Annotated in this window: 24 protein-coding genes and 2 pseudogenes; 20 read left to right on the forward strand and 6 right to left on the reverse strand. The window is 28.0% G+C overall.

Annotated elements, in window-relative coordinates:
* Positions 1-51: 51 nt before the first annotated feature.
* From RYO54_RS18705 to RYO54_RS18740, 9 genes and pseudogenes are all read left to right on the forward strand, one after another.
* A pseudogene (locus RYO54_RS18705) lies at positions 52-207 on the forward strand (phosphohydrolase); the annotation flags it as partial.
* A 259-nt stretch (positions 208-466) separates the two neighbouring features.
* Entirely contained in the window at positions 467-1,054 is a 588-nt protein-coding gene (locus tag RYO54_RS18710) for an AAA family ATPase (RefSeq protein WP_315122103.1), read from the forward strand.
* A 12-nt stretch (positions 1,055-1,066) separates the two neighbouring features.
* Positions 1,067-1,834 carry an EFR1 family ferrodoxin gene (locus RYO54_RS18715; protein ID WP_315122105.1) on the forward strand — a complete coding sequence of 256 codons (768 nt, stop codon included), beginning with the start codon at positions 1,067-1,069 and terminating at the stop codon, positions 1,832-1,834.
* 70 nt (positions 1,835-1,904) lie between these two features.
* Positions 1,905-2,597, forward strand: a complete 693-nt coding sequence (locus RYO54_RS18720) for a hypothetical protein (protein ID WP_315122107.1) — start codon at positions 1,905-1,907, stop codon at positions 2,595-2,597.
* Positions 2,598-2,705: 108 nt separating this feature from the next.
* Positions 2,706-3,410 (forward strand): hypothetical protein, encoded by a 705-nt coding sequence (locus RYO54_RS18725; protein ID WP_315122109.1) that lies wholly within the window; start codon positions 2,706-2,708, stop codon positions 3,408-3,410.
* 133 nt (positions 3,411-3,543) lie between these two features.
* Positions 3,544-4,602: a DUF5673 domain-containing protein gene (locus RYO54_RS18730; protein ID WP_315122111.1), complete on the forward strand. Its 1,059-nt coding sequence runs from the start codon at positions 3,544-3,546 to the stop codon at positions 4,600-4,602.
* 50 nt (positions 4,603-4,652) lie between these two features.
* Positions 4,653-4,865, forward strand: a pseudogene (locus RYO54_RS20240) (LD-carboxypeptidase); the annotation flags it as partial.
* 155 nt (positions 4,866-5,020) lie between these two features.
* Positions 5,021-5,341, forward strand: coding sequence for a putative heavy metal-binding protein (locus RYO54_RS18735; RefSeq protein ID WP_315122113.1), 321 nt, complete (start codon positions 5,021-5,023; stop codon positions 5,339-5,341).
* A gap of 188 nt (positions 5,342-5,529) precedes the next feature.
* The gene (locus RYO54_RS18740; protein ID WP_315122115.1) at positions 5,530-5,952 is read left to right on the forward strand and encodes an NUDIX domain-containing protein; all 423 of its coding nucleotides are present in this window, start codon (positions 5,530-5,532) and stop codon (positions 5,950-5,952) included.
* Positions 5,953-5,990: 38 nt separating this feature from the next.
* Here RYO54_RS18740 and RYO54_RS18745 read toward each other — a convergent pair whose 3' ends face one another.
* Complete coding sequence (locus tag RYO54_RS18745) at positions 5,991-6,320, reverse strand: L,D-transpeptidase (RefSeq protein ID WP_315122117.1); 330 nt, start codon at positions 6,318-6,320, stop codon at positions 5,991-5,993.
* Between the two features lie 180 nt (positions 6,321-6,500).
* Between RYO54_RS18745 and RYO54_RS18750 the strand changes: the two genes are divergently transcribed.
* The 4 genes from RYO54_RS18750 to RYO54_RS18765 all read left to right on the forward strand — a co-directional run bounded on the left by RYO54_RS18750 (position 6,501) and on the right by RYO54_RS18765 (position 8,198).
* Complete coding sequence (locus tag RYO54_RS18750) at positions 6,501-6,824, forward strand: thioredoxin family protein (protein ID WP_315122119.1); 324 nt, start codon at positions 6,501-6,503, stop codon at positions 6,822-6,824.
* A 16-nt stretch (positions 6,825-6,840) separates the two neighbouring features.
* Complete coding sequence (locus RYO54_RS18755; RefSeq protein WP_315122121.1) at positions 6,841-7,239, forward strand: hypothetical protein; 399 nt, start codon at positions 6,841-6,843, stop codon at positions 7,237-7,239.
* Positions 7,240-7,335: 96 nt separating this feature from the next.
* The gene (locus RYO54_RS18760; protein ID WP_315122123.1) at positions 7,336-7,710 is read left to right on the forward strand and encodes a hypothetical protein; all 375 of its coding nucleotides are present in this window, start codon (positions 7,336-7,338) and stop codon (positions 7,708-7,710) included.
* A 14-nt stretch (positions 7,711-7,724) separates the two neighbouring features.
* Positions 7,725-8,198, forward strand: coding sequence for a hypothetical protein (locus RYO54_RS18765; protein WP_315122125.1), 474 nt, complete (start codon positions 7,725-7,727; stop codon positions 8,196-8,198).
* Between the two features lie 67 nt (positions 8,199-8,265).
* Here the strand turns inward: RYO54_RS18765 and RYO54_RS18770 are convergent, their stop codons facing one another.
* The 4 genes from RYO54_RS18770 to RYO54_RS18785 form a co-directional block, all read right to left on the reverse strand.
* The gene (locus tag RYO54_RS18770) at positions 8,266-8,919 is read right to left on the reverse strand and encodes a hypothetical protein (RefSeq protein WP_315122126.1); all 654 of its coding nucleotides are present in this window, start codon (positions 8,917-8,919) and stop codon (positions 8,266-8,268) included.
* A gap of 1 nt (position 8,920) precedes the next feature.
* Positions 8,921-9,289 carry a helix-turn-helix transcriptional regulator gene (locus RYO54_RS18775; RefSeq protein ID WP_315122128.1) on the reverse strand — a complete coding sequence of 123 codons (369 nt, stop codon included), beginning with the start codon at positions 9,287-9,289 and terminating at the stop codon, positions 8,921-8,923.
* Positions 9,290-9,392: 103 nt separating this feature from the next.
* Positions 9,393-10,823 carry a HAMP domain-containing sensor histidine kinase gene (locus tag RYO54_RS18780; RefSeq protein ID WP_315122130.1) on the reverse strand — a complete coding sequence of 477 codons (1,431 nt, stop codon included), beginning with the start codon at positions 10,821-10,823 and terminating at the stop codon, positions 9,393-9,395.
* Positions 10,824-10,832: 9 nt separating this feature from the next.
* The gene (locus RYO54_RS18785; protein ID WP_315122132.1) at positions 10,833-11,549 is read right to left on the reverse strand and encodes a response regulator transcription factor; all 717 of its coding nucleotides are present in this window, start codon (positions 11,547-11,549) and stop codon (positions 10,833-10,835) included.
* A gap of 184 nt (positions 11,550-11,733) precedes the next feature.
* Here RYO54_RS18785 and RYO54_RS18790 point away from each other — a divergent pair, with 184 nt between their 5' ends.
* The 7 genes from RYO54_RS18790 to RYO54_RS18820 all read left to right on the forward strand — a co-directional run bounded on the left by RYO54_RS18790 (position 11,734) and on the right by RYO54_RS18820 (position 18,375).
* Positions 11,734-12,645, forward strand: a complete 912-nt coding sequence (locus tag RYO54_RS18790; RefSeq protein WP_315122134.1) for an ABC transporter ATP-binding protein — start codon at positions 11,734-11,736, stop codon at positions 12,643-12,645.
* The gene (locus RYO54_RS18795) at positions 12,642-13,406 is read left to right on the forward strand and encodes an ABC transporter permease (RefSeq protein WP_315122136.1); all 765 of its coding nucleotides are present in this window, start codon (positions 12,642-12,644) and stop codon (positions 13,404-13,406) included. Before RYO54_RS18790 ends, RYO54_RS18795 begins: the two co-directional genes overlap by 4 nt.
* A gap of 18 nt (positions 13,407-13,424) precedes the next feature.
* Positions 13,425-14,159, forward strand: a complete 735-nt coding sequence (locus tag RYO54_RS18800; RefSeq protein WP_315122138.1) for an ABC transporter permease — start codon at positions 13,425-13,427, stop codon at positions 14,157-14,159.
* Positions 14,160-14,848: 689 nt separating this feature from the next.
* Complete coding sequence (locus RYO54_RS18805; RefSeq protein ID WP_315122140.1) at positions 14,849-16,093, forward strand: S41 family peptidase; 1,245 nt, start codon at positions 14,849-14,851, stop codon at positions 16,091-16,093.
* 103 nt (positions 16,094-16,196) lie between these two features.
* Positions 16,197-17,123, forward strand: coding sequence for a DUF2268 domain-containing putative Zn-dependent protease (locus tag RYO54_RS18810; protein WP_315122142.1), 927 nt, complete (start codon positions 16,197-16,199; stop codon positions 17,121-17,123).
* Positions 17,124-17,271: 148 nt separating this feature from the next.
* Positions 17,272-17,970: a hypothetical protein gene (locus RYO54_RS18815; protein ID WP_315122143.1), complete on the forward strand. Its 699-nt coding sequence runs from the start codon at positions 17,272-17,274 to the stop codon at positions 17,968-17,970.
* Between the two features lie 15 nt (positions 17,971-17,985).
* Positions 17,986-18,375 carry an ACT domain-containing protein gene (locus RYO54_RS18820; RefSeq protein WP_315122145.1) on the forward strand — a complete coding sequence of 130 codons (390 nt, stop codon included), beginning with the start codon at positions 17,986-17,988 and terminating at the stop codon, positions 18,373-18,375.
* A gap of 125 nt (positions 18,376-18,500) precedes the next feature.
* Here RYO54_RS18820 and RYO54_RS18825 read toward each other — a convergent pair whose 3' ends face one another.
* Positions 18,501-19,130, reverse strand: coding sequence for a hypothetical protein (locus RYO54_RS18825; protein WP_315122147.1), 630 nt, complete (start codon positions 19,128-19,130; stop codon positions 18,501-18,503).
* Positions 19,131-19,327 lie beyond the last annotated feature (197 nt).

Below are 19,327 nucleotides of genomic sequence, written 5' to 3' on the forward strand. Positions count from 1 at the left end.
TAAGTGCATAATATTTTAATTAAATAATCTGTCTACTTGACAAGGGTCAGTTCAAAGCATACGCCTTTTATTGAATATGAAGTGAAGTTTAAAAAAATTCCTGAAAAATTGTATACAAAAAAGGCAAAAGAAATTGGTATAGAAAGGCTTAAGCTTATGGAAGAATATTTTAATACATTAAAATTAGAGATAGAAGGAAATAAATAAACATTTAATTTTAGTATAACCATATAATCATATAACTAGTATAATTAGAAATATAGCACTTCCTTTCATTTATTAGGAGGTGCTATATTTATTAAATACAATGTTAAATTATAGATATAAATGAAAATATAGTATAATAGTTTTAAGAACATAACTAATAATTGAGAAAATATGCGAAGTGTAAAAAGAGAAGATTTAAGAGAAAGATATTTGATTATGATTTGGTACAACTAAAATATGAAAGAGTGGAATAACAGCTATGATAATATGGATAAATGGTGCATTTGGCTCTGGAAAGTCACAAACAGCTTTTGAACTGCATAGAAGAATTCCTAATTCGTTTGTATATGATCCAGAGAAGACAGGGTTTTTTATTAGCAAAAATATACCAAAGGATTTGAAGAGTAATGATTTTCAAGATTACCCAATGTGGAGGGAATTTAATTTCTCTATGCTAAAATATATTGCTCAGGAATATGAAGGTACAGTAATTATACCTATGACTATAGTTAATCCACAATATTTTAAAGAAATTGTTGAGAAACTAAGGAATGATGGAATTGAAGTAAAACATTTTGTATTATCCTCTTCAAAAGAAACTTTGCTTAAAAGATTAAGAAGTCGTGGGGAAGGTAAAAATTCATGGGCAGCTAAGCAAATAGACAGATGTATAGAAGGGTTATCAAATGAAATATTTAAACAACATATAGACACAGAAAACTTATCAATTCAAGATGTTGCTGAAAAAGTAGCTTCATTATGTAACATAGAATTATTACCTGACAATAGAACTAAATTTAGAAAAACATATGATCGAATCATAACACAATTAAGGCAAATTAGATAAGGAGGTGTTAAAATGATATTTTACTTTACAGGGACAGGTAATTCTAGTTATGTCGCTAAAAGTATATCAGAATATAATAATGATAGAATGATTTGCATATCAGAAGAAATGAAGAAGGATAAAAATACTTTGGATTATCATTTAGGTGAAGATGAGACCATTGGTTTTGTATATCCTGTTTATGCATGGGCACCACCTAAGCAGGTATTAGATTTTATAAGTAGTTTACGTCTTAATAATTATAATAACAATTATATATTCTCTGTGTCTACATGTGGAGATAATATTGGAAATACTATGGATGTCCTACAAAAAAGCCTAAAAAGGAAAGGGTTAATTTTAAATAGTGGATTTTCCATAATTATGCCCAATAACTATATAATTTTAGGAGATGTAGATAGCAAAGAATTAGAAGGAGAAAAACTTCTTAAAGCAGAAGACAGACTAAAAGTAATTAATGAAATAGTTAAGGAAAGAAAAAAAGATGTTTTTCAATTAAAAAAGGGTTCCTTTCCAACTATTCTAACAAGTGTAATCAATCCTATGTTTAACACTTTTGCGCTAAATCCTAAAAAGTTTTATGTTACTGATAAGTGTACAGGTTGCGGTTTATGCGAGAAAGTATGCACCGCACGAAATATTTCGGTTAATAAAAAACCTACTTGGGGACCCAATTGTACTCAATGTTTGGCATGTATTCACCAATGTCCAACTAGAGCCATAGAGTATGGAAAAGGAACTATAAAAAAGGGACGATATAAAAATCCTAATATGAAATAAAATTGTATAACCTTATTGTTTCTAAGCATAAAAAAGCTCGATTACATCATTAATTTATGAGGGGGATATGATGGGTAGGATTAAAGAGTTCTATAATAGTAATAAAAAAACTTGTAATATTATAGCTATACTATCATTATGTCTAATAGTAATAGGGTATTTTAGTGTTTTTCTTCAAATGGGTATTTATTTTAAAGAAACCTTTTACAAAGAAAGTATTAAGGGGGACAGTTATGTATATAAGTCATCTAAAGACAACTATTTTACTGTAAATAAGAATGACGACATATATACATTTGAAATAAAAACTATAGAGGATTATGGTAGCATAAAGATTAAAGAAACTGACGGCATATATCATTTATATTATCCAGATAATGAAGTATATAAAGGCGAATATAGAAATGGACATTTCTTTGGTGAGGATGGTTCTATTGATATTAATGATTATATTACTAATAAAAATATGGAGAATAAACCATTTTGCGAAAAATATCCTAAAGGTTTCATAATAAGAACAGTGTTAAGGGATGACATAGAATTTAGGGGGCATTTAGCTGGTTTGCTTATAGCAATTGCTTCTCTCTTTATAGGAGTTTTAGGATTAAAATATCCTGAAGAGATGGTATTTTGGGGTTCACGGTGGAAATTTAAAAACTATGAGGAAGTAGAATTATCGGAAGAATATATTTTTTTAAATAGGATGGCAAGTATAATTGCCTTAATAGTATCCTTTATAGCTTTTGTTTTATCCGTAAAATAATTGGTAAATATTATTATTTGGAGAAACACCATGAGATATTCAATAATTTAAGTGATGAATGGCTAAGTGATGTAAGGATATGGAGTTATGTGATATAAGGGGGATATGATGGGGAGGAGTAAAGAGTTTTATAATAGTAATAAAAAAGCTTGCAATATAGTGGCTATAATATCATTATTTCTAGTAGCTGTAGGGTATTTTAGTATTTTCTTTCAAAAGGGTATTTATTTTAAAGAAACCTTTTACAAAGAAAGTATTGAAGGGGACAGTCATGTATACAAATCATCTGAATACAATTATTTTACTGTAAATAAGAATGACGACATGTATACATTTGAAATAAAGACTTTAAGGGATTATGGCACCATAAACATTAAAGAAACTGACAACATATATTATTTATATTATCCAGATAATGAAGTATATAAAATTGAATATAAAAATGGGCGTTTACTTAACGAAGATGGTACCATAGAGGTTGATGACTATGCTCCTAACGAAAATGCACTAAATCAATCCTTTAATGAAAAATATCCTAAAGGATTCATAATAAGAACAATACTAAGAGAGAATATAAAATTTAGGGGACATTTAGTTCCTTTGCTTATAGCAATGATAATTCTTATAGCAGGGATTTTAGGATTAAAACATTCTAAAGACATGAAATTTTTTGGTGAGCGTTGGATGTTTAAAAACTATGATGAAGTGGAATTTTCGGAAGAATATATTTTTTTCTATAAATTTGGATATATAGTAGTAAGTATAATGGCTTTAGTAATATCTTTTATAGTCTTTATTTTATCTATAAGATAATTGGTAGATATTATTATTTAGAAAAATACCATGAGATATTCAATAATTTAAATGATGAATAGTTAGTACTGCAATAATATGTAATTAGGGATACAATGGGGAATATCTTTAATAAATTAAAGGGGAAGGAAATATGAATAGATTTTACATTGTTTTAAATATAATAATGAGTTATCTTTTATTAATTCATTTATATAAGAGAGTTTATGCAGGTAAATTTATTATTCAAACAAGAAGAAAAAAAATTTCAATTTTCTATGTTTTGTTATTAGTACTATGGACATATATGACAAGCGGTTATATATTATTTTATATAAAAAACAAGAGCACTGATATAAATGGAATTTTACAGGGACTTACTTGGATACAGATATGTATTACAAATTTTTTAAGTAGGAGATCATTGGGAATAACTGAAAATGGTGTATACTCGGGAGAGGCAAAATCGTCTGACTTCACTAAATGGAGTAAAATTAAAAGTTATAAATGGATATCTGACAATAAAATTGAATTTGAAACCTTGGGAAGAAGGAATAAAACTATTGAAAGAGAATTGGAAGTAGATGAAGAACAAAAAGAAGAGGTGAATAAACTTCTAAATGAGTCTATTAATATAGATAGAGGAATTAATAAAAATATAAATTTCAAGTTAGTAGCGTTAACTACCTTAATTGGTATTGTAATATCCATTGGATATTTTAATCTAATTAAAATAAGTAAGCCATATATGGTAAAAAAAATAAAACTAAGCCAAGATGAAGCAATAGTTATATTGAAAAAAACATGGAAGCCCCTAGCAGATTTTGATAAAGAAAGCATAAAATCTAGGGAAGATTTCGATAAGATTTTTGAAGAAACTATGAGTAAGTCAATGATAGATGATTTATATGGAATACTGGTTGATACCAATAATTCTAAGGATGGACAGATTAAATTTAAAGAGAAGTTACGTGTTCCTACTATTTATAATACAAAGATGTCTATAGAAAAAGCATATATTAAAACTTCAAAATATGAAAAAGAAAATAAACAAGTCGACGAAGTAGATGAACTTATAATTGAAGAACTAGGTAGGTCAGAGGAAAATAAACCATTAGCTCATTCTAAGAAAAAAAGCTTTTTTATAAAGAATCATAATGGAGATTGGATACTTAACGATATAACTGGATTACAAAGTATTGGGTCACAGTAAATGCAAAAAAGTTTTTAAATAAAAACTAACAACCTAATTTTAATAAAGTTAAAGGCATATTAATTGGTAGATTTCAAAAAGAATCCAATGTTTCAAAGGAAATATTAATCAAAATAATAAAAACTAAAAAAGAATTAGATAATATCCCAGTAGTAGCAAACTTAAATTTTGGCCATACAAATCCAAGATTTACATTTCCCATAGGTGGAACAGCTAAAATTGATGTGCAAGATAAGGCTGTTATTAAAATAATGCGCCATTAGTTTTCATATTATATATCTATAACACCTAAAAAATAAAATATATGATATATGTGGTAGAGTATACATAAATTTAAGATAAAATTAATGCATTTAATAAATTAAAAGATTTATAATATTAATAGAAATTTATATTAAGAAAAGTTGGAGGAATGTATATGATAGTTACTACTACAAATGCAATTGAAGGAAGAAAGATACTTGAATACAAAGGTATAGTTTTTGGAGAAGTAATCTCAGGAGTAAATTTTATAAAAGACTTTGCAGCTGGGTTAACTAACTTTTTTGGAGGACGGTCAGGATCCTATGAAGGGGAATTAATTGAAGCTAGAGAAAATGCACTAAGAGAGCTTGAAAATAGAGCTAAATCTATGGGAGCTAATGCAGTTGTTGGAGTAGACATAGATTATGAAGTATTGGGGCAAGGTGGAAATATGTTAATGGTTACAGCTACTGGTACTGCAGTAGTTATAGAGTAAAAATATGAACATTTTTATATAATAAATCTTATAAGATATATATAAAGTATAAGAAAGAGTCTGTTTCAAAATTATTTTCAAATAGTTTTGAAACATGCTCTTTTTTATAATTGGAAGTTTATAAAATACATATTTTGTTATATGCTTTTAATGTATAATTAAATAAGGACAAGAAGGAGGAGAGTGGGATGAAAATAGATTTTTATGAAATTGGTGAAGTTGAAGATAAAAACTTAAAATTTGCTATAATAAGTAGCAGATATAAGGAAAAATGGATATTAGTAAAGCATGAAGAAAGAATCACCTGGGAAATACCAGGAGGGCATAGAGAAAAAGGGGAAGACATAAATTATACTGCTAAGAGGGAACTCTATGAAGAAACAGGAGCTTTAAAATATAATATAAAATCTGTTTTTGATTATTCAGTAACCATAGACAATGTTAAAAGTTATGGGCGAATGTTTTATGCAGAAGTTTTCGAATTAGGAAAGCTTCCAGAGTTAGAAATAGAAAAAATAGAGCTATTTAATGAACTTCCTTCAAATTTAACATATCCACTGATTCAGCCATATCTTCAAAAGAAGGTTATAGAGTGCCTAAAAAAATACTAGAAGAAATTGCTGGGCAGTTTCTCCTAGTATTTTGATTTTTATACAATTTTAACAGGAGTGCCAATAGGTACAAGATCAAATAACTCAATTACATTTCTATTATGCATTCTAATGCATCCATTAGAAATAGCCTTACCAATAGATGGAGGATTATTTGTACCATGTATACCATATCCTCTAATTGAAAGACCAAGCCATCTTGCGCCAAAAGGGCCTCCAGGATTAACTGATTTGTTTATTATTTTAAAGTTTCCAACAGGAGTAGGGGTAGAAGGCTTGCCAATGGCAACAGTGTATTGTCTAAAAAACTTTTCGTCTTTATACAGTGTAAGTCTTCTAGCAGCTCTATTAATTAAAATGCTATACATTTTACCTCCAAATTTTAATATTCACTTAATGTATACTATGCCAAGTATTGAGGAATGTTTTGAAATAAGTTATCAATGATATAAATTATATAGAATAATATGGTAAAATATAGGTAGTGAATTAAAGATGTAAATAAGAACTAACGTGCATAAACATTCTTTCGCAAAGGAGAAAAATCAATGACTATTTTAAATTCCGTAGAAGAAATAAACAATTTTATAGAGGAAAATACTTTAGCTTTAGTGTATTTTTCATCAGATAGCTGTAGTGTATGCCATGCCTTGCTACCTAAAATAGAAGAATTATTAGAATCATACCCTAAAATTAAAATGGGGAAGGTAGAAATAGATAATGTAACCATGGCGGCAGGGGAGTTTTCAGTATTTACATTACCGTGTATACTTATGTTTGCCGAGAGTAAAGAGATAATTAGAGAAGCAAGGTTTATAAGTATTATGGAGTTAGAAGGGAAGATTCATAAGTATTATAATCTTTTAATTTAAGTTTTAAAGGGGTGAAATGGGGAATATGTTGAAAAAGCTTCAAATAGGAGTTATATCATTTATAATTATAATGATATTGTTACACTTTAAAACAGAAAACTTTAAGCTTATTGTACCAATAATAATATCGATAATCATAAATACTGTAATAGATGTTTATATAATCATAAAAGAAAAAAAGTATAAAAGCTATAAATGGCTTTCTGGTGTTAATTTACTATCTGGAATTGCATGGATGGGGATTTTTTTATTTTATTTTTTAGGAACACAAAAATTAGATAGTGGAACAAGAAGTAATTATTCTAAGTATACTTCTATAAGTGCTATAATATTTAGTATATTGGTTATGGTAAAAAGTTATTTAATGAGTAAAAAATTTAAATTACCAAGTAACTTTAAAAGTAAAGATACTTAAATGAGGGGAGTGTTATAAGTATTATGGAGTTAGAAGAGAAGATTCGCAAGTATTATAATCTTTTAACTTAAGTTTTAAATGGGGGGAATGGGGAATATGTTGAAAAAGCTCCAAATAGGAGTTATATCATTTATAATTATAATGATATTGCTACACTTTAAAACAGAAAACTTTAAGCTTATTGTACCAATAATAATAGCCATAATCATAAATACTGTAATAGATGTTTATATGAGCATAAAACAAAAGGAGTATAGAACTTATAAATGGATTTCTGGTGTTGATTTACTATTTGCAATTATATGGGTAAGAAGCTTAGTATTGTATTTTTTAGGAGCACAAAAAAGAAGTAGTTATTCTAGGGATATTTTTATAATCTCTATGGTACTTGGTATATTGGTTATGGTAAGAAGTTATTTAACGAGTGAAAAATTTAAATTTCCAAGTAACTTTAAAAGCAAAGATACTTAAATGGGGGGAGTGTTATGATAAGAAAGGTTATGAAAAATAAAAACTGGGAGATTTATATTGTCTATTCTACTTTAATTACAGTGTTTATTTTTTTATGTAACTACATTACTCAAAAGTTGACCCTTCAATATAGAGTTGATTTTAGCATGAGCCAATACTTAATCATGGGTTTGCCATTGATAATAAATTTCTGTTTTGGATTTATATTAGGGCTAGAACATCTAGTAAAAGAAATAAAAAAAGAAGGAGTTCGGAAACTGAATATTCCTAAATCAATTTTTATTGGAATACCATCTTTATATTTTTCATTGACCTTATTTATATATTATTCGAATATTTCACACTTTCCCTTTAGATTAAGACCTTTAGAAATCTTAGCTACTAGTAGAAATAATTTAACAAATCTGTTTCAAATATTATTAGGGTACACTACCATAACAAGTTTTTATAAAAATAATGAGGAGATAAATATATCAAATGATTTTTAGTTTCAGCTGAAAAATGGCGGCTTTGATTATGTCTCAAAACCGCCGTCTAGTCATCGATTGTACAATTTTAAAGAAAGAGGTCTAGCTCCCATCTTGAGAGCGTACAACCGCAGATAGCATTTGCAAATTCTTTGTTCATGTTAATCTTCCAACCTTTATCTTGTTTTTTAAGTGAAAGATCTACTTCGAATTGCAGTAATTTATCAGTATCATTTATTAAGTCAATTAAAGAAACCTCTTGATCTGTAGCGGTTTCAGCAAGTGAAGCTGATGCTAATCGTTCATATATATCTGATAAATCACGATTTGTAAGTAGTATTTTTACTGTTGCTTCATTTTCATTTTCTTTAGTTTCAATTATCTTATAAGAAAATTTGGAAACCATGCTTCCCACAAGTTCCTTGCCTTCTTCATCCAAATTATCACCAAATAATTTATTACCTTTAACAACTATCAGAGAGTTAGTCTTTTTAACATCGTAGTTAATATACTTATTGAAATTTTTGGTATCCAAAGCAATTAAGGAGTTTAAAGCGGTCTCTACTGTATCTTGAGGTGACAAATTTTCTACCGAGGCAATGTTTTGTGCCCTAGTATTTGTTTCATTGGATTTTTCAGGGGCACCGCATGCAGCAAAAGATAATGATATGATTATACTGCATACTAATAAAATACTTTTTCTGCCTGTCATTCTGTTCACATCCTTCCTTTTATTTTTCATGCTACCATGCACCAGCTATATGGCCTAATGCGGCAATAAATAAAACAGCAACAACTGCTGTAGCAGCAATTATTGCAATTATCACTGATGCTATCTTAAATGGCTGGCTATATCCCTTCTTTTTGGTATTGCTTTCTTCCAGCTGATTACTTTCGAGTTGATTACTATTATTGTCCTTTCCCATCAAAATATAATCCGTACTAACATTATAAATCTCGCTTAATTTAATGATATTATTAATATCTGGATTGCTTTGACCGCTTTCCCATTTTGAAATCGCTTGTCGAGATATACAAAGCATTTCTGCTAATTGCTCTTGGGAATAATTAGCAAGTTTTCTGAGCTGCTGTAATCTTTCAGACAATTCCATTCTTTAGGCCTCCTTCTTTCTATGAACAATTTACCATATGAGAGTGGTTGCACACTACCAACAAGTGGTTAAATGCTGTCAACCATTGGTTGCTTATGAGATTTTAGTATATATTTTTCATAAAACCTATTTTTATTTCAGTTCCTTTATCTATTTCACTTTCTATGGAAATGTTTCCACCATGTTTAACAATTATTTCTTTAGCGATGGCCATTCCAAGTCCAGAACCTTCTTTTGAGGAAGAAGTATTAGTTCCTCTATAATACCTTTCAAAAATATAAGGTAAGTCTTTAGCTGATATTCCTTTACCATTATCTTTAATGCTTAAGTAGATATTATTTTCATCTTCATGAACAGAAATTAAAACTTTAACATCAGTGTTGTTATGAACTATAGAATTAATGATTAAATTTGAAAAAGCTCTTTTTAACAAGGCTTCATCCCCAAAATAATATATGGTTTCATTAGAAGTTTTAAAATTTATATTTCTAGTACTATACATAGGATCATTTAAAATTTCTATGATTGTATTTTGTATAAGAAAGACTATATTTAATTTTGACTTACTACGCTCTGTAGAATTATTTTTCAATTTATAGGTTAAGTTTAAATCTTCAATTAAGGTTTCTATATAACAGGATTTATTCCATATTATATCTGAGTAATCTAGTATTTCTTCTTTAGAAAAATCATAGTCTTTGTCTTTCATAATTTCAGCAAAACCTTTTATTGAAGAGAGAGGAGTTTTTATATCATGAGATATAGATGAAATCCAATCTTCCCGCATTGTATCTAATTCTTCTCTTTTTATTTTACTTTCTTTAAGCTTTAAGTTTAAATTATTTAGATTAGAAAACACATTTTTATATATTCCATATTCTTTGTAGGATATTTCATAATTGCCTTGGGACAATTCATCTATTCCTTCTACAATTTTATCTAAAGGTTTCCCCATCTTTCTTCCAAAGAAAAGATATGCACCGATTATTGCAATAATTATATTTGATATTATTATAATTAAAAAGCCACCCATGATTTTATACACTGTAGATGGATTAAATTCTAATGTGTATTTTGATACATGGTCTGCTGGGAAGCCTATTAAATAACTTAAAGTTCTATTACCAACCACTTTTTCTCCTATATATACTGAGTAGTTTAGCATATCATATTTATGAGCGTGGACAAGGGATATTGGGGTATAGGTTTTAGGTATGTCTTTAGGAGAATTAAAGGTGTAAATCTCACTAAAATCCTCATTTAATATTTGTATCCAACCATTATTTTTAATCAACAAATTATTTCCCTTTTCATCTATTTCTATATTATCTTCACCATTAAAGTTTATATATTTAGAAAAAGAGCGTGTGAATTTAGTTGGATCAGATGTAGAAAGTATGGAATTAGATACTCTTTTAGTCATAAAAGGTGCGCTTATAATGGTTAAATCTATGAAAAGGACTATAACAAAAATAAGTGTCAAAGCTATTAAAAAACTTGTTGTGATTTTAAATTTATTTCTTAATTTAAACATAGTACACTCCTACATTGAAGTATTGAGTTTATACCCCAGCCCTTTAACTGTAATTATATATTTAGGATGGGATGGATCATCTTCTAATTTTTCACGTAATTTTCTTATATGAACCATTATAGTATTATCATAACCATAATAATCATCTCCCCAAACATTATCGCAAATCATTTGTTTGTTTAGTATTCTATTAGGATTTTGAGCCATATAGCAAAGAAGGGCATATTCTTTTGCTGTAAAATTTAAAAGATCATTTCCTTTAAAAATTTCTCCACTAGTAAAATTAATCCTTATATCTCCAAATTGAAGCTGTTTTTCCTCACATAAGAGGGAATTTTTTATATACATATTTCTCCTAAGATGAGCTTTGATTCGATAAGCTACTTCTTTAGGACTAAAAGGCTTTGTCACATAATCATCTCCACCAAGACCAAGGGCTAGAATTTTATCTACATCTTCAGCCTTTGCGGAAAGAAAGATTATTGGGCATATGGAGAATTCTCTGATTATTTTACACACTTCAAAACCTTCAATATCAGGTAACATAATATCTAAAACTATAATATCTGGTTTTTCAGATTTGCAAAGATTAATGCCTTCAGTACCATTATTAGCCTTGAAAATTCTTCTAAAACCTTCTTTTTTTAATACTGCTTCTAAAAGTTTTAAAAGTTCTAATTCGTCATCTATGAGCAATATTTTTCTATTTAAAATTTCTTCTTTCATATTTTACACCTCATATTTTTATGTGATTTCAGTTAGATTATAGCACTTATCTTCATGTTTTTTAATAATACATGTGAGTTGTAATAAACTTTAAGGTTCCATTAAGGTTCACATTAAGAAGAATTAAAGTACAAAAGTTAAACTTAAAACAACTTAGATAAAGTTTAATTTAGGAGGAAAGTATATGTCAGATATAATTGTTGAAACAAAAAATTTAAGTAAAAAATTTGGAGATTTTAAAGCTGTTGATAATATTAATCTTCAGGTGAAAAAAGGGAGGATATATGGATTTTTAGGGCCTAATGGAGCAGGAAAATCCACTACCATAAGGATACTTTTAGGACTTATGAAACCTACAAAAGGCAAAGTAAAAATATTTAATAAGGATTTAAAAGAAAATAGAATGGATATTTTAAAAAGAACAGGTTCTATGGTTGAATCTCCTTCATATTATGGAAACTTAACTGCCTATGAAAATTTAGAAGTAATAGCAAAACTATTAGATGCAGATATGAAGTGCATCGATGAAGCATTGGATATTGTAAGACTTAGTCAATGGAAAAATAAGCAGGTTAAAAAGTTCTCTCTTGGAATGAAACAAAGACTTGGAATTGCAGGAGCACTCCTTGGTAAGCCAGAGCTTTTAATATTAGATGAGCCTACTAATGGACTAGATCCTTCTGGAATACATGAAATAAGGGAATTGATTAAAGATTTACCAAAGCTTTATGATATGACAGTAATTATATCAAGTCACATATTAAATGAAATAGATCTTATGGCAGATGATATCGGAATTATAAATAATGGGGAACTTCTATTTCAGGGAACTTTAGATGAACTTCATAAAAAAAGTGCAGGAGAAATTTGTATTGGATCTAGGGAAATTTCTGAAACAGTAAAAAATTTAAGGGGACTAGGCTACGTTCCAGATATTAAAGATAAAGAAGTTTTCGTAAAAATTGGAGATAAAAAAAGTGAAGAATTACTAAAAGATTTAATAATGAAGGGAGATAAAATATTTAAATTTATAGAAAAACAGAAAACTTTAGAAGAAATATTCTTGGATATTACGCAGGAAGGGGTGAGCTTATGAGTTTTTCATCCATTTTAAAATCAGAATTTCTAAAATATAAAAAGGGAGCATTTTGGAAAATATCTTTTATAGTACCCTTGATTTCATTTTTGATGTTATTTGGAGACTGGTATTATAGAGCAGATTATTTAACAAGTGGAAAGGTGCTAAAAAAGTTAAATGACTTGGGAGTAGAAAGCAAATGGCAGGTAATACTTTTTGAAAATCATATGGGTATGCAATGGAATCTGCTATTGATTTTAGTTATATCTTTAATTGCAGCAATAGTGAATCATATAGAATACAGTGAAAATTCATGGAAGACCATACTATCAAAGCCTGTTGAAAGATATAAAATATATATGGCTAAATGGATAGTAATATTTATAGTTACGTTGATATCCATATTATTAAATTCACTAGGAATTATATTTATAGGAAAAATATTGAAGATAGAAGAGAGTTTAAAACTTAACTTATTTATAAAATATATAGTTCTTCAAACTATAGGGGTAATGGCTATAATAAGTCTACAACAATTTATAAGCTGTTTTATGAAAAATTCCATAGTTGCAGCTTGTATAGGGTTTTGCGGAGGGATATCCGCTTACATGTTCTACCAAGGAAAAATAATTTCTAAAATAGTTCCATACACATATACTTTTGATGCTCTTCCATTTTTAGATGCAAGTGTATTGACAACTTTTATAGTTATATCTTTTATCTCATCAGCATTTTGGATAACTTTAGGAATCATTAAATTTAAAAAAGTAGAAGTTTAATAAGGGAGGGTGAAGAGAGTGAAAAAAGCTATAGAAGTAGAATTAATAAAGTTAAGACATTCAAAACTATTATGGATTATAACCCTTGTGCCTATATTTTTTGTGAGCATAGGATTTATAAATTTTTTAAGATATAAAGATATTTTTACCTCAAAAGGACAAGATGTATGGCAACAGCTATACACTCAAAGTGCAATTTTTTATGGAATGATTCTTTTACCGATATTTGTTACAGTAGTAATGGCTATACTTGCGAGAATAGAAAATGCACAAGATAATTGGAAGAAAATTTGTGCTTTGCCGGTAAAAAGAGCACATATGTATGTTTCTAAATTAATAATAGGAAGCGGCTTCATATTATTAAATCTATTAGTATTTATGGCAACTGTAATTGTTGGAGGTTTTTTCATAGCTGGCAATAAAGCTATGCCACCTAACATTATGTATGCACCTCTACTGACTTTTATCTCTTTGATACCGGTAATGGTGATACAGTTTTATTTAAGCATTAGATTTTCAAATATAGGGGTTCCTCTGGGAGTAGGAGTAGCTTTTTCCATACCATCCCTTTTAATATCCAATACGAAGTTCTGGATATTATTTCCCTGGACATATCCCGGCAGAGCATTACTAAATGGAAGCTCAATAAATTTCTTCGACATGGGAATTCACATGTATATTATAGGAATCATAATAGCTACAATATTTATTGTAATTGGGATTAATGAGTTTAATAATAGGGATATAGTGTAGAGAAATTGCAGCACAAAACTATTTATACCAAATTGATTTGGCAATTATAAATTTTCATAAGTATATTTATATATCAGAAAGAAGAACTAAGGTACATAGTGACGTCGCTTCAAAAAAAGGCGCTCCTCCCACTATATACCTCAGTTCTTTTATGTTTTACATATATATTATGGTAAATTGTTTTCACATTTAAGTTTTACAAATATTTATTTTTATAATTTCATGTCTAAAACTTAAGAATAATATATAATGCTTCTTATGCTGTCTCGATACAATAAGAACTTCTAAACATAGCATTTTTGAAGTTTTGTACAATAGATAAGTATTCGTAATATGTAAAATAAACAATATTTGAGAACATATTTACAAACTATTAAGAGCTAAGCAGGTAGTGAAATAGCGACTTTTTATTGGAGCGGCTTCATCATCTGCTTAGCTCCATGTTTTGTAGCCATAATTATTTTGTGAAAATATATAATTGTAGAGCCAACTTGATATAGCTCGTTTGGTGTCCCAATTTTTATTAATCCCTTATATCTCACAAATTTGATGTAAAATATTGTATAATTAATATAAAAGATTAGAATATATTCTATATTACTAAAAATATGTATTGATTAAATATTAGCCATTATTACTTTATTAAAGGAAGATAAAAAATAATAATTTAATCATAGGGGGGCTACAATATGAAAAGGATTAAAAAAATTGCTTTAGGCGTAGGTTTAATTTTGATTTTTAATTTAATGGGGTGTGCTAAAAGTTTAAATACTAGCAAAGATGTAACTGAAGTTATACCATTAACTACTAGACAAAAAGTAAAGGATTTTGAATATCTATATAAAATTTTAAAAGAAAACTATCCATATTTTGAAGTAAACAAAAGAGAAAATAATATAGATTGGCTAGCTAATAAAGAAGAATATGTAAAAAGAATAAAAAATACTTCTAATGATGTTGAGTTCTTAGAAGAAATATCAAATATTTTGGAAGAGTTAAATGATAGCCATTTATATATTGCTTTTCCATCTGATGAATTAGCAGAGTATATGGGATACAACGACGAGTCAACTCCTTATTTTAAAGCATATAACAATTATCTTGAGTCTAATAAAAAGGAGTATTGGAAGGAACATTGGATTGAAATGATAAAAGAGAAGTATAAAGAACAAATTAATGAAATGAATAAGAATAATATAAAAGAGAATATAGAGACGGAAATAATAGAAGAAAACAATATAGCATATTTGAAAGTAAGGAGTTTTGGTCCTGAACATGAAAAAGAAGATAAAAATAATATTTATAATTTTTTATATGAAACAAAAGATTATCCATATCTTATAATTGACATCAGAGGAAATGGGGGCGGAGGTGATCCGTATTGGAGCAATAATATTGTATCTCATTTAATAAATTATTCGATAAGAACATCTTATTATATAGTCTTTAGAGGAGGGGAATATGAAGAGGCCTTTGTAAATTATAAAGCTAAGATGTTAGGTTTAAATAAGATGGATATTAAAAAATTACCTATTAAAGAAAATTATCCACCAGAATTATATAAGGATTTTAAATATTATTTAGAAATGCCTAAGGAAGCATATCCGTCATTTAATAGAGTAGGATTCAATGGGCAAATTTTTCTACTAGTTGATGAAAAAGTATTTTCTGCCGCTGAAGGTTTTGCAAGATTTGCTAAGGATACTAAGTGGGCAACGTTAGTAGGAAGGAAAACAGCAGGAGATGGTATAGGATTTGAGATTATCCCTATAAGTCTTCCTAAAAGTGGATTATTTATTTATTTTCCATATGCTATGGGGTTAAATCCAGATGGCACATCAAATAAGGAAGCAAAAACAGAACCAGATATATTGATAGAACCTAATGAGGATGCTTTGGAAAAAATAATTACCTTAATTAAAAATAGGAAATAAGGTGATAAATATGATAAGATTAGAACTTTTAGAAGAAAAGGATTTAGAAGAAATAGTAGATTGGAATAGCCTAAAATGAATTAAATAAAGGGCGGTTTTAGCCATGAATAAGCATAAAATAAACATAATATGCCTCATTGCTATTTTAATAAGTATGTTTTTTATAAGAGGATGTACAAGTACTAGCAATGAAACATCTAATGTAAAACTTAAAAATGAATGGATAATTACTTTTTTAGATGATTATGTAGAAGATTATATAGCAAAATCTAATGAAGAAGAGGAGTACAGTGAAAAAATATTTAAAAATACAATGGTAAATCCTATTGTAGAAAAGTACTCTTATAATATAGAGAATTTATATTTCCCATATGGAATCAAAGATATAAAAGCTTTTGAAGAGCAATTTAAAAGCCTAAAGAAAAATAAAGATGTTTTAATAGAAGCTGTAGAGGAAAGTTTAGAAGAGGCTTATAGTATATTACCTAATGACAACATAAATATTTATATACTACCTGAAGATCCAGAAGTGACAAAAATATTCAATGCTGGGGTAAGGGCTGTATCACCAGATGAGAAAAATATATTTATGGTTGTAAACACTAAGGTAAATGGATGGGAAAGTGAAATTAAGTTAACTGCGGTTCATGAATATTATCATTCTACAGAAAAGAAAATATCTAACAATGTAAGAAAAAACAATCTATTAAATATGATTATTGCAGATGGGAAGGCAGAGTTTTTTACTAGCATTGTATATCCAGATAAAAAATCTAAGTTATCTTATGCTTTAAATAAAGAAGAGGAGATCCAAGTATGGGATAAAATAAAAAATAATCTTTATAGTGAAGAAGATATAAATAAAATAATGAATGGAGATGGAGAAGAATTTCCTCTGTTTAGCGGTTATACCATTGGCTTTAATATAGTAAAAAGCTTTATAGACTTAAATCCTAATATTACTATTAAAGAGTGGACAAAGCTAGGAGAAGAGGAAATATTTAAGGATAGCAATTACCATACTAAATAAAAAAATTATTCTTATTTAAGAAACAATGAGTAGGAAAATTTAAATAATATATCATAACTACTCCTTTATTAGCAAGAAGTGCTATTTTTTTATTATAATTAATGGTAGAATAAAAATATAGATAATTTGTGAATTTGAGGAGGAGAATATGAAAAAGAAAATTATATGGAGTTTATTTGTTGTAACACTTTTTAGCTTAACAATTATTGGATGCTCTAAATCAAAGCCAACTAATGCGGAAAGTGATAGGCTTAGAGAAGAAATAGAAGTTTTAACAGAAAGAAATGCTAATTTGCAGGAAGCTGTGAATGATTCAGATAAAAAATATAGGTCATTGGAGACTAAGGTAAAAGATCAAGTATCAATAATAGAGATGTTTAAGGAAAATAAGCAGAATGATAAATATGAATTACTTCCTGCTTATACTGCAAATGTAGATACTTATAAACAGGAAATAGGATTTTATATGGTTATACCAAAAGATAAAACTTTGATTCAAAAGTTAAATATGATAGGAGGAGAATTATCAAAGTATTATTTTAATGATCTTCCTATAGAAGTAGTGAGAATAGATGAAGTAAAGGGAAAAAAAGTAGCAGTAGTGAATCTTAAAGAATCTAAGGATAATCAAGGAATTAAAGATGCTTCAATGTTAAAATCCCCTGCTTGGGCAACAGAATTTCTTCAGGGTTCAGCAGGAGGAATAATAACAGAAGATAGACTTATAGGATCATTTCTACAAAAGGAATATAAAGGTGAATGGATTGATGGAGTAAAGTTTTTATATAATAACGATAATGTTAATTTTCAACATACACCAACTCTTGCAGAAATAAGCTATAAATAGGGAGCAGAGATTGCTATGGATAATATAAAATTAAGGATGAGTCTACTAGAAGAAACCTTTGGAGTCTGTAGATTAGAAAAGAATGAGAATATTCCAGAATGGTGTAAAGACGGCGAATTTTATTCAATTACTAAAACAATGGACGAACTATCTATTGTATGTAATTTACAGAATATACCTGAAGACATAAAATGCGAAAAACCATGGAAAGCATTAAAAGTGGAGGGCCCCTTAGATTTTTCACTCATTGGAATATTAGCATCTATAAGTAGATTACTAGCAGAAAGGTGTATAAGCATATTCGCCATATCTACTTATGATACTGATTATATTTTAGTTAAAGAAAAGGATATTAATAAGGCTATAGATGCCTTATCTAATGAAGGATATAAAATAAGATTATAAGCTTTAGACAAAAAAGAACTAAGTATATAGTGGTTTCCTTTTGAAAAAGGTGATTCTACCTCTGTACACTTAGTTCTTTTATTTTTATAATTAATCATTATAGTAAATGTTTTACAAATATAATATCATAATATATCAAAATCTTTTACTAAATTTACAATTCTCCACTTACCATTTTCTTTTGCAACTTCAAGAGTTGCGTTCCAGATATACTTGTCTTTAGCGGAGGTGGTAGCATTAAAAACTATTTTATATTTAAACTTAGAAGGTGATATTTCCTCTCTTTCTATTTTATAATCTTTAACCCAAGGACTTGAGAATCCCGTTACCCAAGAATTGCGTTTTTCAGCTAATCTTTTAAACTCATCTCTTAAAGCTTTGTTATAGGTTACATATTGAAATACTCCATTTCTATCTTTTATACCTTTTGCCCAAAGTTCAGCTATCTCATCTGGATTTTTAGGATCATATAGATTTGCAAACTCTTCAAACATTTCGCATCTGGCTTGTAGTTCAATTTTATTCGTATCATATAATCTTAATCTGTTTTCATCTTTATCATAGAATATATTGATGTTAAAATCTCTAGTTAATGCTTCATCTTTGACATAAATTTTATCATCTTTTATTAAATAATACCCATTATTAGGTACTTCTTTATCGTTAACTAACACTCTAAGAGGGGATTTAGAATAAACTATACTTGTGATAAAAAATAGTAAAAATATTGAAATGTATAATGTTTTCTTTTTCATTTAGCTCACTCCCCAAGAAAAAATTTATTCCATGCAAACAAAAGGTTTATAAAGCAAAGGATTATATTACAGGCTTATTTTGTGTATTATATAAAAAAATATAACTTATATATCTTTTTATATAATCACTTATCTTTGTTGAAAAAATAAATCTACGTTTATTAGTGTGCTTCAAGTTATCTAAAGTATATAGAAGA

The organism is uncultured Clostridium sp. (genome assembly GCF_963515715.1).
Classification (GTDB): Bacteria; Bacillota; Clostridia; order Clostridiales; family Clostridiaceae; genus Clostridium_AW.